Origin of the sequence: Roseofilum halophilum BLCC-M91 (assembly GCF_030068445.1) — a bacterium.
GTDB classification, from domain to species: domain Bacteria; phylum Cyanobacteriota; class Cyanobacteriia; order Cyanobacteriales; family Desertifilaceae; genus Roseofilum; species Roseofilum halophilum.
In genome coordinates, this window is the sequence record NZ_JAQPOK010000009.1 from 1 (window position 1) to 15,934 (window position 15,934).

Here is a 15,934-nt window from a genome sequence, read left to right on the forward strand (position 1 = left end):
AGCGGGCAAGATGCCCGCACTCCCTCAATTATTTGATATTACTGGAGTTAAACTAGCGGGCAAGATGCCCGCACTCCCTCAATTATTTGATATTACTGGAGTGGGAGCATCTTGCTCCCTACATTTTTAATTATGGTATTCTCCCTCAATTATTTGATATTACTGGAGTGGGAGCATCTTGCTCCCTACATTTTTAATTACAGCGCTTCGCGCGGCAGAAGGGTAATGGGTAATGGGTAATGGGAAAACCATTTTTCACGCTATAATCCCCATTTTTCAGGCTTTTCATGGGAAGGCACTCAACCCTTAAAATTTCGATAACTGTACCTCATAACATCGAAAAGCGCTGTATGGTATTCAAGCGGATTTGATATAAGAAATCAGCGAGCAAGTTGGGGGGATCTTTACCTCTTGTACCTCATGAAGAAAGGGAAGTGCTGTATCATAGGTCGATCGCACTTGGCTATCGGTTGCAAAACAAGACAAGGGGCCCCAGGGCCCCTTGTTTAGGTCAGTTCAATTGCACTCAAGAAAGATTAGCGACCAATTCCTACATAACGGAATCCGGCAGCTTCTAGGGGTTTAGGATCGAGGAAATTACGACCATCAATCATCACAGGATGGGCCATTTTCTTGGCCATTTTGGCATAATCCAATTTCAAAAACTGCTGCCAATCTGTCACTAATACCAGAGCATCACAACCATCAGCTAACATCTCTACATCAGATTCCACAATCACATCGGAGAGACCGTGACGCATTCCCGACTGAGAGATAATGGGATCGTAGGCTTTGAGCTTGGCTCCTAAGCGGCTGAGTTGTTCGATTAAGTTCAACGCTGGAGCATCCCGCATATCATCGGTATCGGGTTTGAACGTCAGTCCCAACAGACCAACGGTTTTCCCTTTAAGGATTTTCAGTTCCTGTTGTAGTTTTTCTACTGCCATCAGCCGTTGACGTTTGTTGACACTGACGGCTGCTTTGAGCAGTTCAGCTTCATAGTTATAGTCATCGGCTGTATGAATTAAGGCAGAAACATCCTTGGGGAAACAGGAGCCACCCCAACCAATTCCAGCTTGTAAGAACTTGTTCCCAATCCGGGAATCGAGTCCAATACCTTTGGCAACTTGGGTGACATCTGCGCCGACTTTATCGCAAATATTCGCCACTTCGTTGATAAAACTAATTTTAGTCGCTAGGAAGGCGTTAGCGGCGTATTTAATCATCTCGGCAGAACTGAGATCGGTAACCACGACGGGAACCGGAGGTAAGGAGGCATCCGTGCCGACTTTGCGTTCGACGATGGGGGTATAGAGTTCTTGCATGAGGGCGATCGCCTTTTCGCTGTTGCTACCTAGGACGATGCGATCGGGATTGAAAGTATCAAATACGGCGGAACCTTCCCGTAAAAACTCTGGATTACTGACCACATCAAATTCGGCCTTAATTGCCTCGTTACTAGAGCCTTCTTCTTTCTTGCGTTCGGCAATACCATCGAGAACAATCATCCGTACCCAGTCCCCAGAACCAATGGGAACGGTAGATTTATTGACGATCACTTTGTAGCCTTCTCGAAGATGGGCCCCAATGCCACGAGCGACGGCTTCTACATAGCGGGTATCGCTATCTCCCGTGGGTAGAGCGGGGGTTCCGACAGCAATAAATAGGATATCCCCATGAGCCACTCCCGCCTCTAAATCGGAGCTGAATTCCAAGTTACCGGCTTGGGCGGATTTTTGCATCAATTCGGACAATCCTGGTTCATAAATGGGGGACTGTCCGGACTTCATCAACTTGACTTTCTCTTCATTGTTATCAATACAGATCACATGGTGGCCGCATTCGGCTAAACAGACACCGGTCACCAAACCAACGTAACCCGTACCAATTACACAAACTTTCATGGGTATACCTCAAGAGACTTGATTTTAGATTGACAGAGGGTAGATGCTTCTTCGGTCTATCATCAACGTTTCAGGATTGGCTCAGGCGATCGCTCAAATCGGCGATCGTTTTCTCTAAACCGTCATTCAAAGGAATCGTCGGTTCCCATCCTAGCCATTCTCTAGCGCGAGTAATATCCGGTTGTCGTTGTCGGGGGTCATCTGCCGGAAGCGGCTTATACTGAATTTGAGCATTTGGATTAATCTTTTGTTGAATCTTTTGAGCCAACTCCAGAATGGTATACTCATCCGGATTGCCCAGATTCACCGGCCCTACATGGTCACCATTCATCAACCGCATTAACCCTTCTACCAGATCGGAAACATAGCAGAAACTGCGAGTTTGGGAGCCATCCCCATAAACGGTTAGGGGAATCCCCTTCAGAGCTTGTACGACAAAGTTACTCACCACTCGACCATCATTTTCTAACATGCGAGAGCCATAGGTGTTAAAAATTCGAGCCACGCGAATTTCTAGACCATGTTCCCGATGGTAGTCAAAACATAGGGTTTCAGCAATTCGTTTGCCTTCGTCATAACAGGAGCGAATACCGATGGTATTGACATTTCCCCGATACTCTTCCGTTTGGGGGTGAACATCAGGGTCGCCATAGATTTCTGAAGTAGATGCTAGTAATATGCGTGCCTTTACTCGCTTGGCTAGTCCTAGCATGTTAATGGTTCCCAAAACACTGGTTTTGGTGGTCTTAATGGGGTTGTATTGATAATGAATCGGTGATGCTGGACAAGCCAAGTGATAGATCTGATCGACCTCTAACCGGATGGGTTCGGTAATGTCATGTCGGATCAGCTCAAAATAGGGATTATCGAGCCACTGAAGAATATTTCGTTTATTTCCCGTGTAGAAGTTATCTAAACAGATGACTTCATGACCCGCTTCCATCAAACGGTCAATAAGGTGAGAGCCAACAAAGCCAGCTCCCCCCGTTACAAGGATTCTCATAATTTGTGCAGGTATCTTAAGCCAGCAAGGTTATATTAGCCTTTTCCCGGCTGATTTGGTGAGAACTGGAACATTAGTTAAAAATAGCGCTACGTGCTGGGCAGGTTGCTTAAGATTTTTTTAATTTAGGCTCAACACCGTAGACTCATAGAGAGCAATGATTTTATGGGTTACTTCTTTTATACTGAGGTTATCCGTAATAATCTCGATCGCCTCTGGACTTTTCTGTAAGGGGGCAATTTCCCGGTTACTATCGGTATAATCTCGTTGGCGAATAGCTTGCTCTAACTGTTCGGTGCTGGGCAAGGTTTGGGAGGCATGGGAAGATTGGGCGAAATAATCCCGTTGTCGTCTTTTAGCCCGTTCTTCCACAGAAGCGGTGAGGAAAATTTTCAGGTCAGCATCGGGAAAGACGTGGGTTCCGATGTCCCGGCCTTCTGCCACGAGTCCTCCCTGTTTCCCCCATAACCGTTGTTGCTCGACCAGTTTTTGGCGCACGGCCCCTAAACTGGCGATCGCCGACACCTGAGAGGTAACCTCTAAAGACCGAATCGCTTCAGTCACATTTTGATTGTTGATAAAGATTTGGGAGGGGTTGCCAATCCCTTTTTCCAGATAGGTAACCCGGCCGCTCCCTCCTGCGCTTCCGGAGTACACTTTTTCTGATGGAGACCCCCCTAGGGAGGAGTCAAAGCGAATCTCACAATCACTGACTAATTCCAGGATCGCCGGTTCATCGGTTAAAGCAATTCCCGCTTGTTGGACTAACCAGGTTACCGCTCGGTACATGGCCCCGGTATCGAGATACAACAGGCCCAGGTTTTGGGCCACTTGGCGAGCAATGGTTGATTTTCCGGCTCCGGCCGGGCCGTCGATGGCAATGATGGGGCGGCGGTCGCGCAAGATAATATTATCAATCAAACGAGTAGAACCCACTCTAGCAGCAACACTTAATAATCCCTCATCTGCGATCGCTTGTAAAGGCTCTAAGGTCTGAGGATCGACTAAATCTGCATATTCGATTTGCACATTTGGCATCGTTTGGGCGATCGCCTCAAAAGTACCGATTAACCCCTCACGGGTGCGATCGCCATTCTTAAACGCCTGCTCGGCCCCCTGGAGTCCCCGATATAACACCGAAGCTTGCTCCCGCTCTTGCCCACTTAAATACTGATTCCGGGAACTCATCGCTAATCCCGACGCTTCCCGCACCGTGGGAACACCAATAATCTCGACTCCCAAATTCAGATCTTTGACCAACTGACGAATAATCGCCAACTGTTGGGCATCCTTCTGGCCAAAATAGGCTCGATGGGGACGCACCACGTTAAATAACTTGGTCACAATCGTGGCCACCCCCTGAAAATGACCCGTGCGAGTCTGACCACACAGTACCGAAGTCATCGACTCTGGAGGAATCACCAGGGTTTGGGCCCTTGAACCTGCTCCAATCCCCATCACTTCCGGAGTTGGCGCAAACACCACATCCACACCAGCTTGCTGACAAAGTTCCCAGTCACCCTCTAAATTGCGGGGATATGTGGCTAAATCTTCATTGGGGCCAAATTGCAAAGGATTGACAAAAATGCTCACCACCACCCGGTCATTCTGTTGCCGCGCTAACTCAATCAAGCGCAAGTGCCCCCCATGAAGCGATCCCATGGTGGGCACAAGAGCCAAAACTTCAGAGGGAGATTGCTGCCGTAGATAGGTTTGAAGGGCAGCAATCGTTTTGTACAGATGCACAGTTTCCTCTTTACCTTCTTGCCTTTTGCCTTTTGCCTGACTTCTGCAAGCAGTCTACTGTCTTTCCAGGATTTCCATCCGCACTGGAGCAACGCCCGTACTCATCAATCCCAGTTCTTGAGCTGCTCCCTTAGACAAGTCGATAATCCGGTTGCGAATATAGGGGCCGCGGTCATTAATGCGTACAACCAGGGAGAGGCCATTATCCATATTGGTTACACGCACCATTGTACCGAAGGGTAAGTTCCGATGGGCAGCCGTTAGGGCATATTGATTATAAATTTCCCCATTAGCGGTTAAGTTGCCATGGAATCCGGGGCCATACCAGGAAGCCCATCCACTAACGGCTTGAACAGCGACCAATTGTCCTGGGGATGCCGAGATATTGTGGGTTGCTTTGGCTGGAGCGGCAACGGGTTTACCGTAGACTTCTTCGATAGGAGGGGCATTTCCCAAGAGACGGCGCAGGCGGTTGGTGGCTTGAACGGCATCCTGGGTGGAATTTTGGGTGGTGTCGGGTAAGATTACGTCCTGTCCCATAGTCACTAGGGTTTGGTCATTGGCTTGAATGAGATAGGTTTCTAAGTCTTCATCCCATTTGAGGGCGATCGCCTCGGCATCGTCTACGCTACGCACCCATTGGGATAGTTTTTCGGCCACAGCTTCTGCATCTCGAACCGCTTGGGTATCGGATAGGTTAGCCATGGAAACTTGATCCATGGGCACGGTAGACACTTCCTGAGCTTTTTCTTGTGTTTCCTGTGTAATGGGGTCACCTAAAAAGGTGAGAACCGGAATATTTTGGACGTACAACGTGGCGGCTTCTTGTCCATCCAGGGTATGGGGATAAATCTTGGTGTCCGAGCTAGGCTGAGTCTGTATCGTGCTGGCGATCTCGCCATCTGGGTTCTGAGCAATCTGCTGATTTTCGCCCGTTTCAGTTGAGTTACTGCCTTCGACTTCAGGGAGTTGGGCAAGGGTGGAAGCGCTACTATCTTGTTCTTCTTGGGCGATCGCTTCCGACTCAGAAGCCACAAGGTTAGCGCTCGGCTCTGCGTGACCTGAAGACCCCGATCCCAGGGTCAAGAGGAGAGCAGAAACAGTTAAAGTTTTCCAAAGATGTTGGTTCATAAACTCTTAGGTTGTGAGGACAAGAGCGGCAGAGTCTCAACCCTGATGTTCCATCTGAATTTACAGTTGTTATCAGATTGACTTAGCCGTTCTGAAAAACTTAGACAAACTATGACAAACCTAGATCAAGTTGCACATAATCTGATGTTTTCTTCCTGCTTCGTCGTGTCCGCTTTGCCGAAACATTGCGTTGGTTTGACACTCCACAGGCACACCCCGAGGAACTCTCGGTGAATAACTGTCAGTTCCCCTACTTTTACCGCTCCAACAGAGGGTAGAATAACCTTCAGTTGTGGAGGGTTTTAGGTTTCTTGGTCTAAAAATCGAACTCGTTATGAATTTGATTTTTTGGTTGAACAGCGATAGATTATCACAGTTTTTCGGGATTGGGAAAGGCCGCGATCCCCAAAAAAATAAGTAAAAATACGCTGTATGGATTGCCCAGACTAAGGTCTACCCTGCGATCCCACGATGGATAAGAATATTTGATAGATGCCTCCAAATAGGGGGAATTGGGAGCTGAAACCATGGATTATCAAGAATCAGGTGTGAATATTGAGGCGGGTCGGGCATTTGTGGGCCAGATTCGTCATTGGGTGGAAAGTACCTATCGCCCGGAAGTGTTGGGGGGTTTAGGGGGATTTGGGGGCTGTTTTCAATTGCCGGGAGGATATTCACAGCCGGTTTTGGTTTCGGGAACCGATGGAGTAGGAACGAAGTTGAAAATTGCCCAAGAGTGCGATCGCCACGATACTATCGGCATCGATCTCGTGGCCATGTGTGTCAATGATGTATTGACTTCGGGGGCTGAACCCCTATTTTTTCTAGATTATCTCGCTACCGGTCAGTTAAATCCAGAACAATTAGAGCAAGTAGTTTTTGGGGTTTCCCAGGGATGCAAGGAGGCTGGATGTGCCCTGTTGGGCGGAGAAACAGCAGAGATGCCGGGATTTTACCCAGTGGGTGAGTACGATTTGGCGGGCTTTTGTGTGGGAATTGTAGAAAGAGAGCAGTTATTGAATGGCTCCCAAGTCCGTTTGGGGGATGTGGCGATCGCCTTAGCCAGTCAGGGAGTTCACAGTAATGGCTTTAGTTTAGTCCGCAAAATTGTCGAAACTCAAGAGTTAACTTGGGAGGCGATCCCCAAAGGATTAGATCAACCGTTGGGCGAGCTATTGTTAACGCCAACAAAAATTTATGTTAAACCCATTTTAACCGCCATGGCTGAAGGTTTGGATATCCATGGCATGGCCCATATTACCGGTGGAGGATTACCCGAAAATTTACCCCGTTGTTTAGGTCAAAATCAATCCATTGCTATGAATTGGAGTGCTTGGAAAATTCCGCCCATTTTCCAATGGTTAGCTCAAGCGGGATCGGTAGCCAAAGAAGAGATGTTTAATACCTTTAATATGGGGATTGGTTTTGTGGTGCTGATCGATCCCGAACAAGTGGAGTTTGCCCTCAATACCTTTAATTCTCAAGGGATTGAAGCCTTCGAGATGGGTAAAGTCGTGTCAGGAAAAGGGGGGTTAGAGAGCATTTTTGAATGAATTATTAACGGTTGCCCTCATCCCCCAACCCCTTCTCCCACGGGAGAAGGGGAGCAGAAGTCCCTCTCCCGTGGGAGAGGGATATAGGGAGAGGGCATTCCAATCAAATCAAAATGCCATAGCACGACGCGCTCAGGAATAGATTTGATGAATTTAAATAACCTTAGCGATCGCTATATTTTTCTTTGTGTAGGAACCTAAAACCTGATACCCTAGATCGGGATCGTCAGGACAATCAACGAAGGGAGCATTTATCGTGGGTATTTTGCCAGCAACTCAAGAGCGTTTGCACCTTAAACAGTTAAGCCATTCCAATCTGTCAGCGTCTACAGTAGATGGAGAAGATGTCATTCAGGGATTAAGTCAAGATCGGAAAACTTTGCCCCCCAAGTATTTCTATGATGCCTATGGTTCGCAATTATTCGAGCAAATTTGCGAGCTACCCGAATATTATCCCACCCGTACAGAAGATTCTATTCTGAATCAATATGCCGATCAAATTGCTCAAACAACGGGGGTTTGTGAGTTGGTGGAGCTAGGAAGCGGAAGCTCTACCAAAACCCGTCGCTTCTTAGATACCTATCAAGCGGTGACAGATTCCCTACACTATATCCCCATCGATGTCAGTGGTAGTATTCTCACCGAAAGTGCCCAACAGTTGCTACAGGACTACCCCAATCTACAGATTCAAGGGTTGGTGGGAAGCTATGAAGAAGCTTTAGTCGAACTCGAACGAACCCCTGCACCCTCTCGGATGGTATGCTTTTTGGGGAGTACCTTGGGCAATCTGAATGCTCAAGAGTGCGATCGCTTCTTCGACCATATTCTAGACGCTCTCCACATTGGTGAGTATTTCCTCTTGGGTGTCGATTTACAAAAGCCCAAAGACATCCTAGAAGCTGCTTACAATGATGCTCAAGGCGTTACTGCCGAATTTAATCTCAATATGTTGGATCATCTCAACCAGCGCTTTAGGGGTAACTTTAAGCGGCAAAACTTTGAACATTGGGCTTTTTATAATCAGGAACTCAACCAAATTGAGATGCATCTGCGCTGCTTAAACCCTCATACCGTAGAATTAGCAGACCTCAATTTTCAAGTTAAATTTATAGCCGGAGAAACCATTAGAACCGAGATATCCCGGAAGTTTAACATACAGACTGTGCAAGCTGAATTAGCCGGAAAAGGACTAAAACCCGTTGCTGCTTGGACAGATCCCAAACAGTGGTTTGGATTGATTCTCTCGCAAAAGGCGTAATTTTGGTATAAAGAGATATGGATAAATTAACATCCCTGCGGAATCTACAACTCGATCGGTGCGATCGCCAAACCCTCCTCGACTACTTCCAAAACTCCTGGGAATTAGAAGAAATTCTCATGAAAAGCCTAGGCCATGATGACAGCTTTTACCTCAATCCCGACCCCCTCAGAAACCCAATCATCTTCTACCTCGGACACTCCCCCGTTTTCTACATCAACAAACTCATTCGAGTCGGATTATTAGAGCAACGCATTAACCCCAATTACGAAATCCTATTTGAAATTGGAGTCGATCCCAGCAGTCCAGAAGAGCTAAAAGAAGCCACAAAACATATTAATTGGCCCCAAGTCGAACAAGTTTGGGATTATCGAGAAAAAGCAAAAGAAACCATCACTCAAGTCCTCAGCACTTGCTCCCTCAACCTTCCCATCACCCAAAACCATCCCCTTTGGGCCTTAATCATGGCAATGGAGCATAATCGGATTCACTTTGAAACCTCCTCCATGTTGCTCAGGCAATTCTCAGTCGATCATCTCCAACGTCCCGAAAATTGGCAATATGCACCGTCAAATCAGACAATTCCAGAGAACAAAATGATTACCGTTGCTGGAGGAGTCATTACCCTAGGAAAACCCCAAAATTCCAACACCTACGGTTGGGATAGCGAATATGGAAGTCGCACCGTAGAAGTAAAACCCTTTTTCGCCAGTCAGCATCTGATTACCAACGGAGAATTCTTGAAATTCATCCAAGATAATGGCTATGAAAACCCAGAATTGTGGGATAATGAATCTTGGCATTGGCAGCGAGAAAATAACATCAAATATCCAAAATTCTGGATCGACAACAATGGCAGTTACCAATATCGCACCCTCTTTGATGAGATAGACTTACCCCTAGATTGGCCCGTTGAAGTTAATCATTATGAAGCCATGGCCTATTGTCGCTGGAAAGGGCAAGGAACCCGCTTGATGAGTGAAGCAGAATGGACAATTGCTGCCGCTAATTCTGAGGACGATCAAAAATTTAACCTAAATGTAAAATTCGGTTCTCCCTCTCCCGTAGGGAGCTTAAAAAATGCTGAAGCATCCTCCGGACTCTACGATCTTCGCGGTAATGTCTGGGAATGGCTCAGTGACAACTTCAATCCCTTACCTGAATTCAAACCTCATTACCTTTATGAGGATGTAGCAGCTCCCTTTTTTGACGATCGGCATAAGATGATGATGGGAGGGTCTTGGGCGACTAATGGTTCAATGGCTTCTAAATCTTACCGCAACTGGTTCCGTCCCTACTTTTATCAACATGCAGGTTTTAGGACTGCTCAAAGTCTGTAGCATTGACTCTGACTTGAAGAGGGACAAACTTGTATTGGGTTTTCTGAATTTCTGTAATTTTTATGTCAACACTAGACTCAATCAAAATGAATCAACTATTTTTCTGTGACTTACAACCCACCTTAATTGATTTTCGTCATGAAGTCTTAAAAGGCTTGTCTTTGCCCCAAAAAGCATTTCCTCCCCAGTTCTTCTTCCATGATAAATATGGTTCTGACCTATTTACCAAAATCTGCAAACTAGAAGAGTATTATATCACCCGGACTGAAATTGATATCCTGCAACAAAATAGCCAGGAAATTGCAGATGTTATTGGGAAGAATGCCCTGTTGATTGAGTATGGTAGTGGCAGTATTGAAAAAGTCCACCCCTTGATTGAAACTTTGGAATCTCCCATAGCCTATGTTCCCATAGATATTGCCAAAGAGCATTTGTTTTCGTATGCAGAGTTCACCAGTTCCAAGTATCCTCAGTTAAATATTATTGCTGTAGCGGCTGACTATACTCAAGAGTTTCAGCTACCGATGGACAAAATGCCCCCAGGTGAGCAGATGAAGAATAAGGTGATTTTATTTGCCGGGAGTACCCTTGGTAACTTAGAGCGATCGCAGGCGATCGCCTTATTGCAGAAATCAGCTCAACTGCTAGAAGGTCAAGGAGGGATGTTGATCGGAGTAGACTTAAAAAAAGACCCAACCCTTCTGCACGCTGCCTACAATGATTCTCAGGGACTTACCGCTCAGTTTAACCTCAACATTCTCACCAACATCAATCGAGAACTTCAAGGAAACTTTGACATCGATCAATTTTATCATCATGCTCCCTATAACCCCGTTTTAGGCAGAATTGAACTCCATCTGATTAGTAAAACCTCTCAAGTCGTGACCGTTGCTGGCCAAGAATTCACCTTTCGAGAAGGAGAAAGTATCCATAGTGAAAATTCTCACAAATATAGTATTGAAGATTTGCAAGAACTCTCTGAAGCAGCAGGCTTTAAATTAAAACAAACCTGGACAGATAGCCAAAAGCTTTTCAGTGTAAATTATCTAGATTTAGTCAGTTAATAAAAAAGACATTCCCAGCCTTAAAAGATAAGATAAAACCCTTAAGTTATTTGCGCTCATGAATGTATTATGAATAACCAATTAGCACCGATATTTAACTCAACTCTAGTTTCTTCCGCCCTATCTGCTGCCTATGAACTCGGTTTAATTGAAGAACTTGCCGATCGAAAAATCATAGAAATCAATCAGTTTTGTCAAGATCAGAACTTACATGAACCCTCCGTCAAAGCAATTATTCTAGCTCTCTGTTGCTCCAACATTTGTGAAATTGACCCAACTCACTCTACCGTAAAACCTGGAGCATCCTTTACAGAAGCATATCAGTATAAAGGCTACTTTTTGTGGTTAATTCGAGGCTACGGCCATATGCTGCAAAATTTAGCCTCGATTACTAAAAATGAAAATCGCCATGATGATTTTATTAACCGTGATGGTAAATATATCGCTTTAGGCGGCCGTGATTATGGACAGCAATTTGTCGATGATTATTTTCAGACATTAATGCAGGATTTTCCTTATCACTGTATTGCCGATCTTGGATGTGGTAGCGGTGCAAAACTGATCGATATCGTAACTAAAAATCCCACCCTTCGAGCTATAGGGCTAGATGTTAATCCAGGAGCAGTAAAAACAGCTCAGATGGCTGTACAGACGGCACAATTACAAACAAATATCAAAATCATTGAAGCTGATATTAGCCAGTTACAACCCCAACCAGACTTTGAAGAAGTTGATGTGGTGTTTTCATTCTTTAATGGTCACGATCTCTGGCCGCGCCATAAGTGTTTGAAGTTTTTACAAAATCTATACATTGCTTTTCCCAAAATTAAACGTTTTCTCCTCTGCGATACCTATCGCTCTGATGTAGTTCCTTCAGCAAACATCCCTATTTTCACCCTCGGATTTGAGTTTACCCATGGAGTGATGGGTCAATATATCCCCTCTCTAACAGAGTGGTTAGACTTATTTGCAGATTCAGGTTGGAACTGTGTAGAACATAGAGAAATTGGTATCCCATTTAGTGCAATTTTTGACTTACGTCCCCATTGAGGCTAACCCAAGTTCTAAGCATCATGGAAAATCTGGTTAATCAACATATAAAAGCTCTAAAGTCGAGGGTTGCCGATCCCACTCGAAGTGGTCATGCTATTTATCTCGATCGCAATGAGTTACCTTATCCTCCTTCTCCTGCGGTTATTCAAGCTATTTCTGACGCTGTTCCCCTCCTGAATCGATATCCAGACACTCTAGGGGGATCTCTGCGGAAGACTTTAGCTAACTATGCTAGTGTAGCGGAAGAAGAAATTATTATTGGTAATGGTTCAGATGACTTAATTGAACTCATTGTCAAAGTTTTTATGGCTCCTCAAGAAGAGGTATTAATTCCCAATCCTACTTTTCCAGTTTACGCCTTGTCAACACAAGTGATGGGAGGTAAGCCTAGATTTATGAAACGAGGTGTAAACTTTGATTTAAATATTAAGGAAATTATTAATCAAGTTACTGAGGCAACCAAAATCATCTTTGTTGCTAATCCAAATAATCCTACCGGAAATTTGGTCGATCGCCAGGATCTAAAAATGTTGATCGAAAATGTCAACTGTTTAGTAGTTGTGGATGAGTGTTACTATGAAATGTCGCAACAAACGGTTTCTGATTGGATCAATGACTATAAAAATCTCTTAGTTCTACGAAGTTTTTCTAAGAGTTTTGGATTAGCTAGTTTGAGATTAGGGTATGGCATTGCCAACGCACAAACGATTGATTATCTGTATCGTGCGACTCAAATTTTCCCTGTCAATACATTAGCTTTACTGACCGGAATGGCAGCCTTAACCGATGTAGAGTATGCTAAAGAAAAAATTAAGCAAGTTTGCCAAGAACGAGAAAATTTGAGAGAGAAGATAGAACAGATGGGATTTGGGGTTTATCCTTCGGCTACTAATTTTATTTTTGTTAATACTAAACCTCTGGGAATTCTCTCTGCCGATCTAGTGCAAAGGCTGCGAGAGCAGAATATATGGGTTAGGGATTTTGGTGGTAAATTGGGGTTAGAACCGTATTATTTCAGGACAGCGATTGGTACAATGGATCAGAACCAAAAACTACAGGATGCTTTAGGGAAGGTGATGGCTCATGGGTGATCTTCAAACCGAAGAATACTTACTGATAGAAAAGTTTATTTCAGAACAAAAATGTGAGTCCCTTCTTCAAGATATTTACAAATATAAAGAACGATTTGGCGCAAAAAAGATATCTCGAAATATTAAGCCAATTCCCCTCAGTTATTCTGTGATTGATGGACTCGCCGTTCAATCTCATCTTCCACAAGTTCAAAGCTTATATGAACGAGTGAATGAATTCATTAATCAATCGACCAACCAGCCATTATTTCCCCTAGCTAGTGTTCAAGTAGGGTGTAATGTAAACATTACTGAAAAAGGAGGCACTTATCGCTGGCATTACGATCGCAATGCAGTCACTGCTCTTTTATACTTAAATGAAGTTGAGGGGGGTGAAATTGAGTTTTACCCCAACTATCGAGTCACGCTTCCCAGTGGCAAATTTTCACCGCTTCAAAGTTGGATCGATCGCGTACAACAATCTCCCTTCATCCGTTATGGGTTCGGCCAAAAAGTGGTGGTGAAACCGAAACCCGGACTTCTTCTAGTCATGTGTGGTGACAAATGTCTCCATAGCGTGCGTCCAGTGCTGGGAGGAGGCGATCGCATCAACATCGTTATGGCCTATGATGTGACTAATGCTAGTTATGTCGTAGAAAACCAACTCAATAGCTACCTCTACAGCTCAGAAACCGTCTCAGCATCAGACCCAAATTATTCCCCATCCCGTGATACGCTTAAGGATTAGCCCACGTTTATCAGCCCAATCATTAACCATGAGACCTCAACCCATTCCCCCACAACCCGGTCAAGAGTCTGTTTGGGACTACCCTAGACCCGCCATTTGGCAAGATACGGATAAACATTTAAAAGTCGTTTGCAATGGCATCGTTTTAGCCGAAACGACTAGAGGAAAACGAGTTTTAGAAACCAGTCATCCTCCGACCTACTATTTCCCCATCGAAGATGTGAAAACTGAGTATATTATCGAGACTCCTAAAAAAGGAATTTGTGAATGGAAAGGAGTCTATCACTATTATGATGTTCAGATTGGTGACAAATACATTACCAAGGCAGCTTGGAAACTGATGCAAACCACTGCTAATTTTGGAGAACTGGAAAACCACTATAGTTTTTGGGCTAATGTCATGGATGCTTGTTATGTCAATGATGGGCTAGTTACCCCTCAAGAAGGTAACTTGTATGGAGGATGGATCACTTCTGATGTGGTGGGCCCGTTTAAGGGTGGGCCGGGTACATGGGGATGGTAGAATTAACCCGTGTTTAGGGAGATTCCTGCAACCAATCTTCTAATTTTAATCCATCAATCCTTAACATATCGGAGTCATGGGAGATTAAGGTTAAATCGTTCTCTATGGCAGTTGCGGCAATCAAGATATCAGCCAATTGAATGGGTGTGCCTTTGCGTCTGAGATCGGCATAGATGCGAGATGCTGTATGAATGATGTTCATCTGGTCTAAAAACAAAATTTCAATTTCGTTGTGACATAAGTTTTCAAGAATACCCAACTTTTTTTGAGATTGAATGGCCAATAATCCTCCCTCAATTTCAAAGTAGGTAATACAGCTAATCAAAAGCCGATCTTGTTGCTGCTGAACCTGATGATATTTAGAAAACAGGCGCGGATCGGCTTTGAGGATGGCGCTCAGAATATTGGTATCGAGTAAATAGTTCATGAGCGACCTTTTCTTAAATCAAGCAGAGCGGCATCAAATTCTTGCATTTCTTCTGGCGTTAAATCACTCAAGAGTCCAAACAACATATTTGTGCCTAAAATTCTCCTCACTTTCTCAGTCATGACTTCATCGCTCATCTGTTGCAGCTCTTCCTCGTTGCCATTTCTCAGGAAAACGTCTAAAACCTCATCTAGGGCGCGATCGCCCTCCAAATCCGCAAACACCTCATCCGTTTTCAGGAAATGCTCTACAATGGGGCGGATGCGATGTCTCAGGGTTTCCTGGGTTTTCTGGGTAATGCCATGGTTATTGATAGCACTCTGATCCATGTTTTCCTCTTTCCTAGTTAGTCAATTGCAGCTACAGATAGTATAACGAGATCCCCTAAACCATTGGTGTTTGCAGTCCTCTCTTTGAGTATCAAAAAACAATTAGCCCGAATTACCCGGCAAATGCGGCGAGGGCAAACCTTAAGTGATACCTTACAAGGCATTTTCCCTATTGTCTGTATTCGCGGGATGTTTGTCCTTTTGAATGCGACTAACCCTTCGCCGTTTTAATTCCTAGTTGGCAGTTTCGGCTCACCCATCGGGAAACTGCCAACACAAGATGCGCTCAAGGCGATCGCTCCCACATTGGGGACAGGGCCGATCCTCCGAAGATCCCACCCACTCATAGCCACACTGATGACAGTGAGAAAAGACATTATGCTGGTTCGCTACTTCAATTTTGCGCTTCCAGCGATCGATTTGGGGGCGATCGGATTCAAAGGGAGGGTTCATAAGCAGTCATAGAAATCAAACCAAATCTTCAAGGCCAACCCAAAAACTTATGGGTTTGTAAACTCATCCGCCACTCTGGGTGATGCCAAACAAACTTAACCGTTAAATCAATCGTCTCTAGACTATTCCATTCCGGTTGCAAGAACTTAACCACCTTACCAGAAAAATTGGGTTTAAAGCCCCGCCCTTCCAGGGCGGCTTTTTGCCAAGTCCTCGTGTTATCATAACATTATGAGAACCCTAAAGTTTAAGCTATACAAACACAAGCGCAATAGATACCTAAAGCGACAAATCAATGCGGCTGGGGTCATTTATAATCATTGCATAGCACT

The 15,934-nt window shown here is 44.8% G+C and carries 16 protein-coding genes and 2 pseudogenes; 10 read left to right on the plus strand and 8 right to left on the minus strand.

Translation table 11 applies throughout. The annotated features are described in order from the left end of the window. Positions 1-536: 536 nt before the first annotated feature. The 4 genes from PJF56_RS01300 to PJF56_RS01315 form a co-directional block, all read right to left on the minus strand. On the minus strand, positions 537-1,904 hold the full coding sequence (locus tag PJF56_RS01300) for a UDP-glucose dehydrogenase family protein (protein WP_283760822.1): 1,368 nt from the start codon (positions 1,902-1,904) through the stop codon (positions 537-539). 70 nt (positions 1,905-1,974) lie between these two features. Continuing rightward, on the minus strand, positions 1,975-2,907 hold the full coding sequence (locus PJF56_RS01305; protein ID WP_283760823.1) for a UDP-glucuronic acid decarboxylase family protein: 933 nt from the start codon (positions 2,905-2,907) through the stop codon (positions 1,975-1,977). A 120-nt stretch (positions 2,908-3,027) separates the two neighbouring features. Further along, the gene (locus PJF56_RS01310; RefSeq protein ID WP_283760824.1) at positions 3,028-4,653 is read right to left on the minus strand and encodes a bifunctional pantoate--beta-alanine ligase/(d)CMP kinase; all 1,626 of its coding nucleotides are present in this window, start codon (positions 4,651-4,653) and stop codon (positions 3,028-3,030) included. A gap of 54 nt (positions 4,654-4,707) precedes the next feature. Next, entirely contained in the window at positions 4,708-5,784 is a 1,077-nt protein-coding gene (locus PJF56_RS01315; protein WP_283760825.1) for a septal ring lytic transglycosylase RlpA family protein, read from the minus strand. A gap of 527 nt (positions 5,785-6,311) precedes the next feature. Between PJF56_RS01315 and purM the strand changes: the two genes are divergently transcribed. The 8 genes from purM to PJF56_RS01355 all read left to right on the plus strand — a co-directional run bounded on the left by purM (position 6,312) and on the right by PJF56_RS01355 (position 14,393). Beyond that, a complete protein-coding gene (gene purM / locus PJF56_RS01320; protein WP_283760826.1) occupies positions 6,312-7,337 on the plus strand; it encodes a phosphoribosylformylglycinamidine cyclo-ligase in 1,026 nt (341 codons plus the stop codon). Positions 7,338-7,593: 256 nt separating this feature from the next. After that, complete coding sequence (egtD, locus tag PJF56_RS01325; protein ID WP_283760827.1) at positions 7,594-8,595, plus strand: L-histidine N(alpha)-methyltransferase; 1,002 nt, start codon at positions 7,594-7,596, stop codon at positions 8,593-8,595. Between the two features lie 17 nt (positions 8,596-8,612). Then, entirely contained in the window at positions 8,613-9,935 is a 1,323-nt protein-coding gene (ovoA, locus tag PJF56_RS01330) for a 5-histidylcysteine sulfoxide synthase (protein WP_283760828.1), read from the plus strand. A gap of 86 nt (positions 9,936-10,021) precedes the next feature. Next, positions 10,022-10,999 (plus strand): L-histidine N(alpha)-methyltransferase, encoded by a 978-nt coding sequence (egtD, locus tag PJF56_RS01335; RefSeq protein ID WP_283760829.1) that lies wholly within the window; start codon positions 10,022-10,024, stop codon positions 10,997-10,999. 69 nt (positions 11,000-11,068) lie between these two features. After that, complete coding sequence (locus PJF56_RS01340) at positions 11,069-12,049, plus strand: class I SAM-dependent methyltransferase (RefSeq protein WP_283760830.1); 981 nt, start codon at positions 11,069-11,071, stop codon at positions 12,047-12,049. A gap of 23 nt (positions 12,050-12,072) precedes the next feature. Next, the gene (hisC, locus tag PJF56_RS01345) at positions 12,073-13,143 is read left to right on the plus strand and encodes a histidinol-phosphate transaminase (RefSeq protein ID WP_283760831.1); all 1,071 of its coding nucleotides are present in this window, start codon (positions 12,073-12,075) and stop codon (positions 13,141-13,143) included. Beyond that, entirely contained in the window at positions 13,136-13,870 is a 735-nt protein-coding gene (locus PJF56_RS01350) for a 2OG-Fe(II) oxygenase (RefSeq protein ID WP_283760832.1), read from the plus strand. Before hisC ends, PJF56_RS01350 begins: the two co-directional genes overlap by 8 nt. A gap of 28 nt (positions 13,871-13,898) precedes the next feature. Next, positions 13,899-14,393: a DUF427 domain-containing protein gene (locus tag PJF56_RS01355; protein ID WP_283760833.1), complete on the plus strand. Its 495-nt coding sequence runs from the start codon at positions 13,899-13,901 to the stop codon at positions 14,391-14,393. Positions 14,394-14,406: 13 nt separating this feature from the next. Here the strand turns inward: PJF56_RS01355 and PJF56_RS01360 are convergent, their stop codons facing one another. Together PJF56_RS01360 and PJF56_RS01365 are read right to left on the minus strand one after the other, a co-directional pair. Next, the gene (locus PJF56_RS01360; protein ID WP_283760834.1) at positions 14,407-14,820 is read right to left on the minus strand and encodes a type II toxin-antitoxin system VapC family toxin; all 414 of its coding nucleotides are present in this window, start codon (positions 14,818-14,820) and stop codon (positions 14,407-14,409) included. Next, a complete protein-coding gene (locus PJF56_RS01365) occupies positions 14,817-15,149 on the minus strand; it encodes a hypothetical protein (protein WP_283760835.1) in 333 nt (110 codons plus the stop codon). The genes PJF56_RS01360 and PJF56_RS01365 overlap by 4 nt, the downstream gene beginning before the upstream one ends. 63 nt (positions 15,150-15,212) lie before the next feature. On the opposite strand from PJF56_RS01365, the gene PJF56_RS01370 reads away from it, so the two are divergent. Next, positions 15,213-15,380, plus strand: a complete 168-nt coding sequence (locus tag PJF56_RS01370) for a hypothetical protein (RefSeq protein WP_283760836.1) — start codon at positions 15,213-15,215, stop codon at positions 15,378-15,380. Between the two features lie 21 nt (positions 15,381-15,401). Here PJF56_RS01370 and PJF56_RS01375 read toward each other — a convergent pair whose 3' ends face one another. Further along, entirely contained in the window at positions 15,402-15,602 is a 201-nt protein-coding gene (locus tag PJF56_RS01375) for a hypothetical protein (protein WP_283760837.1), read from the minus strand. Positions 15,603-15,630: 28 nt separating this feature from the next. Next, a pseudogene (locus tag PJF56_RS01380) lies at positions 15,631-15,756 on the minus strand (7-carboxy-7-deazaguanine synthase QueE); the annotation flags it as partial. A 77-nt stretch (positions 15,757-15,833) separates the two neighbouring features. Between PJF56_RS01380 and PJF56_RS21975 the strand changes: the two are divergent. After that, a pseudogene (locus PJF56_RS21975) lies at positions 15,834-15,934 on the plus strand (transposase); the annotation flags it as partial.

Excerpts from the sequence above, each read along its gene's own strand:
- PJF56_RS01315 (WP_283760825.1), bottom strand. The coding sequence starts at position 5,784 with ATGAACCAACATCTTTGGAAAACTTTAACTGTTTCTGCTCTCCTCTTG.
- hisC (WP_283760831.1), top strand. The coding sequence starts at position 12,073 with ATGGAAAATCTGGTTAATCAACATATAAAAGCTCTAAAGTCGAGGGTT.
- PJF56_RS01365 (WP_283760835.1), bottom strand. The coding sequence starts at position 15,149 with ATGGATCAGAGTGCTATCAATAACCATGGCATTACCCAGAAAACCCAG.
- purM (WP_283760826.1), top strand. The coding sequence starts at position 6,312 with ATGGATTATCAAGAATCAGGTGTGAATATTGAGGCGGGTCGGGCATTT.
- PJF56_RS01300 (WP_283760822.1), bottom strand. The coding sequence starts at position 1,904 with ATGAAAGTTTGTGTAATTGGTACGGGTTACGTTGGTTTGGTGACCGGT.
- PJF56_RS01355 (WP_283760833.1), top strand. The coding sequence starts at position 13,899 with ATGAGACCTCAACCCATTCCCCCACAACCCGGTCAAGAGTCTGTTTGG.
- PJF56_RS01375 (WP_283760837.1), bottom strand. The coding sequence starts at position 15,602 with ATGAACCCTCCCTTTGAATCCGATCGCCCCCAAATCGATCGCTGGAAG.
- PJF56_RS01360 (WP_283760834.1), bottom strand. The coding sequence starts at position 14,820 with ATGAACTATTTACTCGATACCAATATTCTGAGCGCCATCCTCAAAGCC.
- ovoA (WP_283760828.1), top strand. The coding sequence starts at position 8,613 with ATGGATAAATTAACATCCCTGCGGAATCTACAACTCGATCGGTGCGAT.
- PJF56_RS01305 (WP_283760823.1), bottom strand. The coding sequence starts at position 2,907 with ATGAGAATCCTTGTAACGGGGGGAGCTGGCTTTGTTGGCTCTCACCTT.
- PJF56_RS01350 (WP_283760832.1), top strand. The coding sequence starts at position 13,136 with ATGGGTGATCTTCAAACCGAAGAATACTTACTGATAGAAAAGTTTATT.
- egtD (WP_283760829.1), top strand. The coding sequence starts at position 10,022 with ATGAATCAACTATTTTTCTGTGACTTACAACCCACCTTAATTGATTTT.
- PJF56_RS01340 (WP_283760830.1), top strand. The coding sequence starts at position 11,069 with ATGAATAACCAATTAGCACCGATATTTAACTCAACTCTAGTTTCTTCC.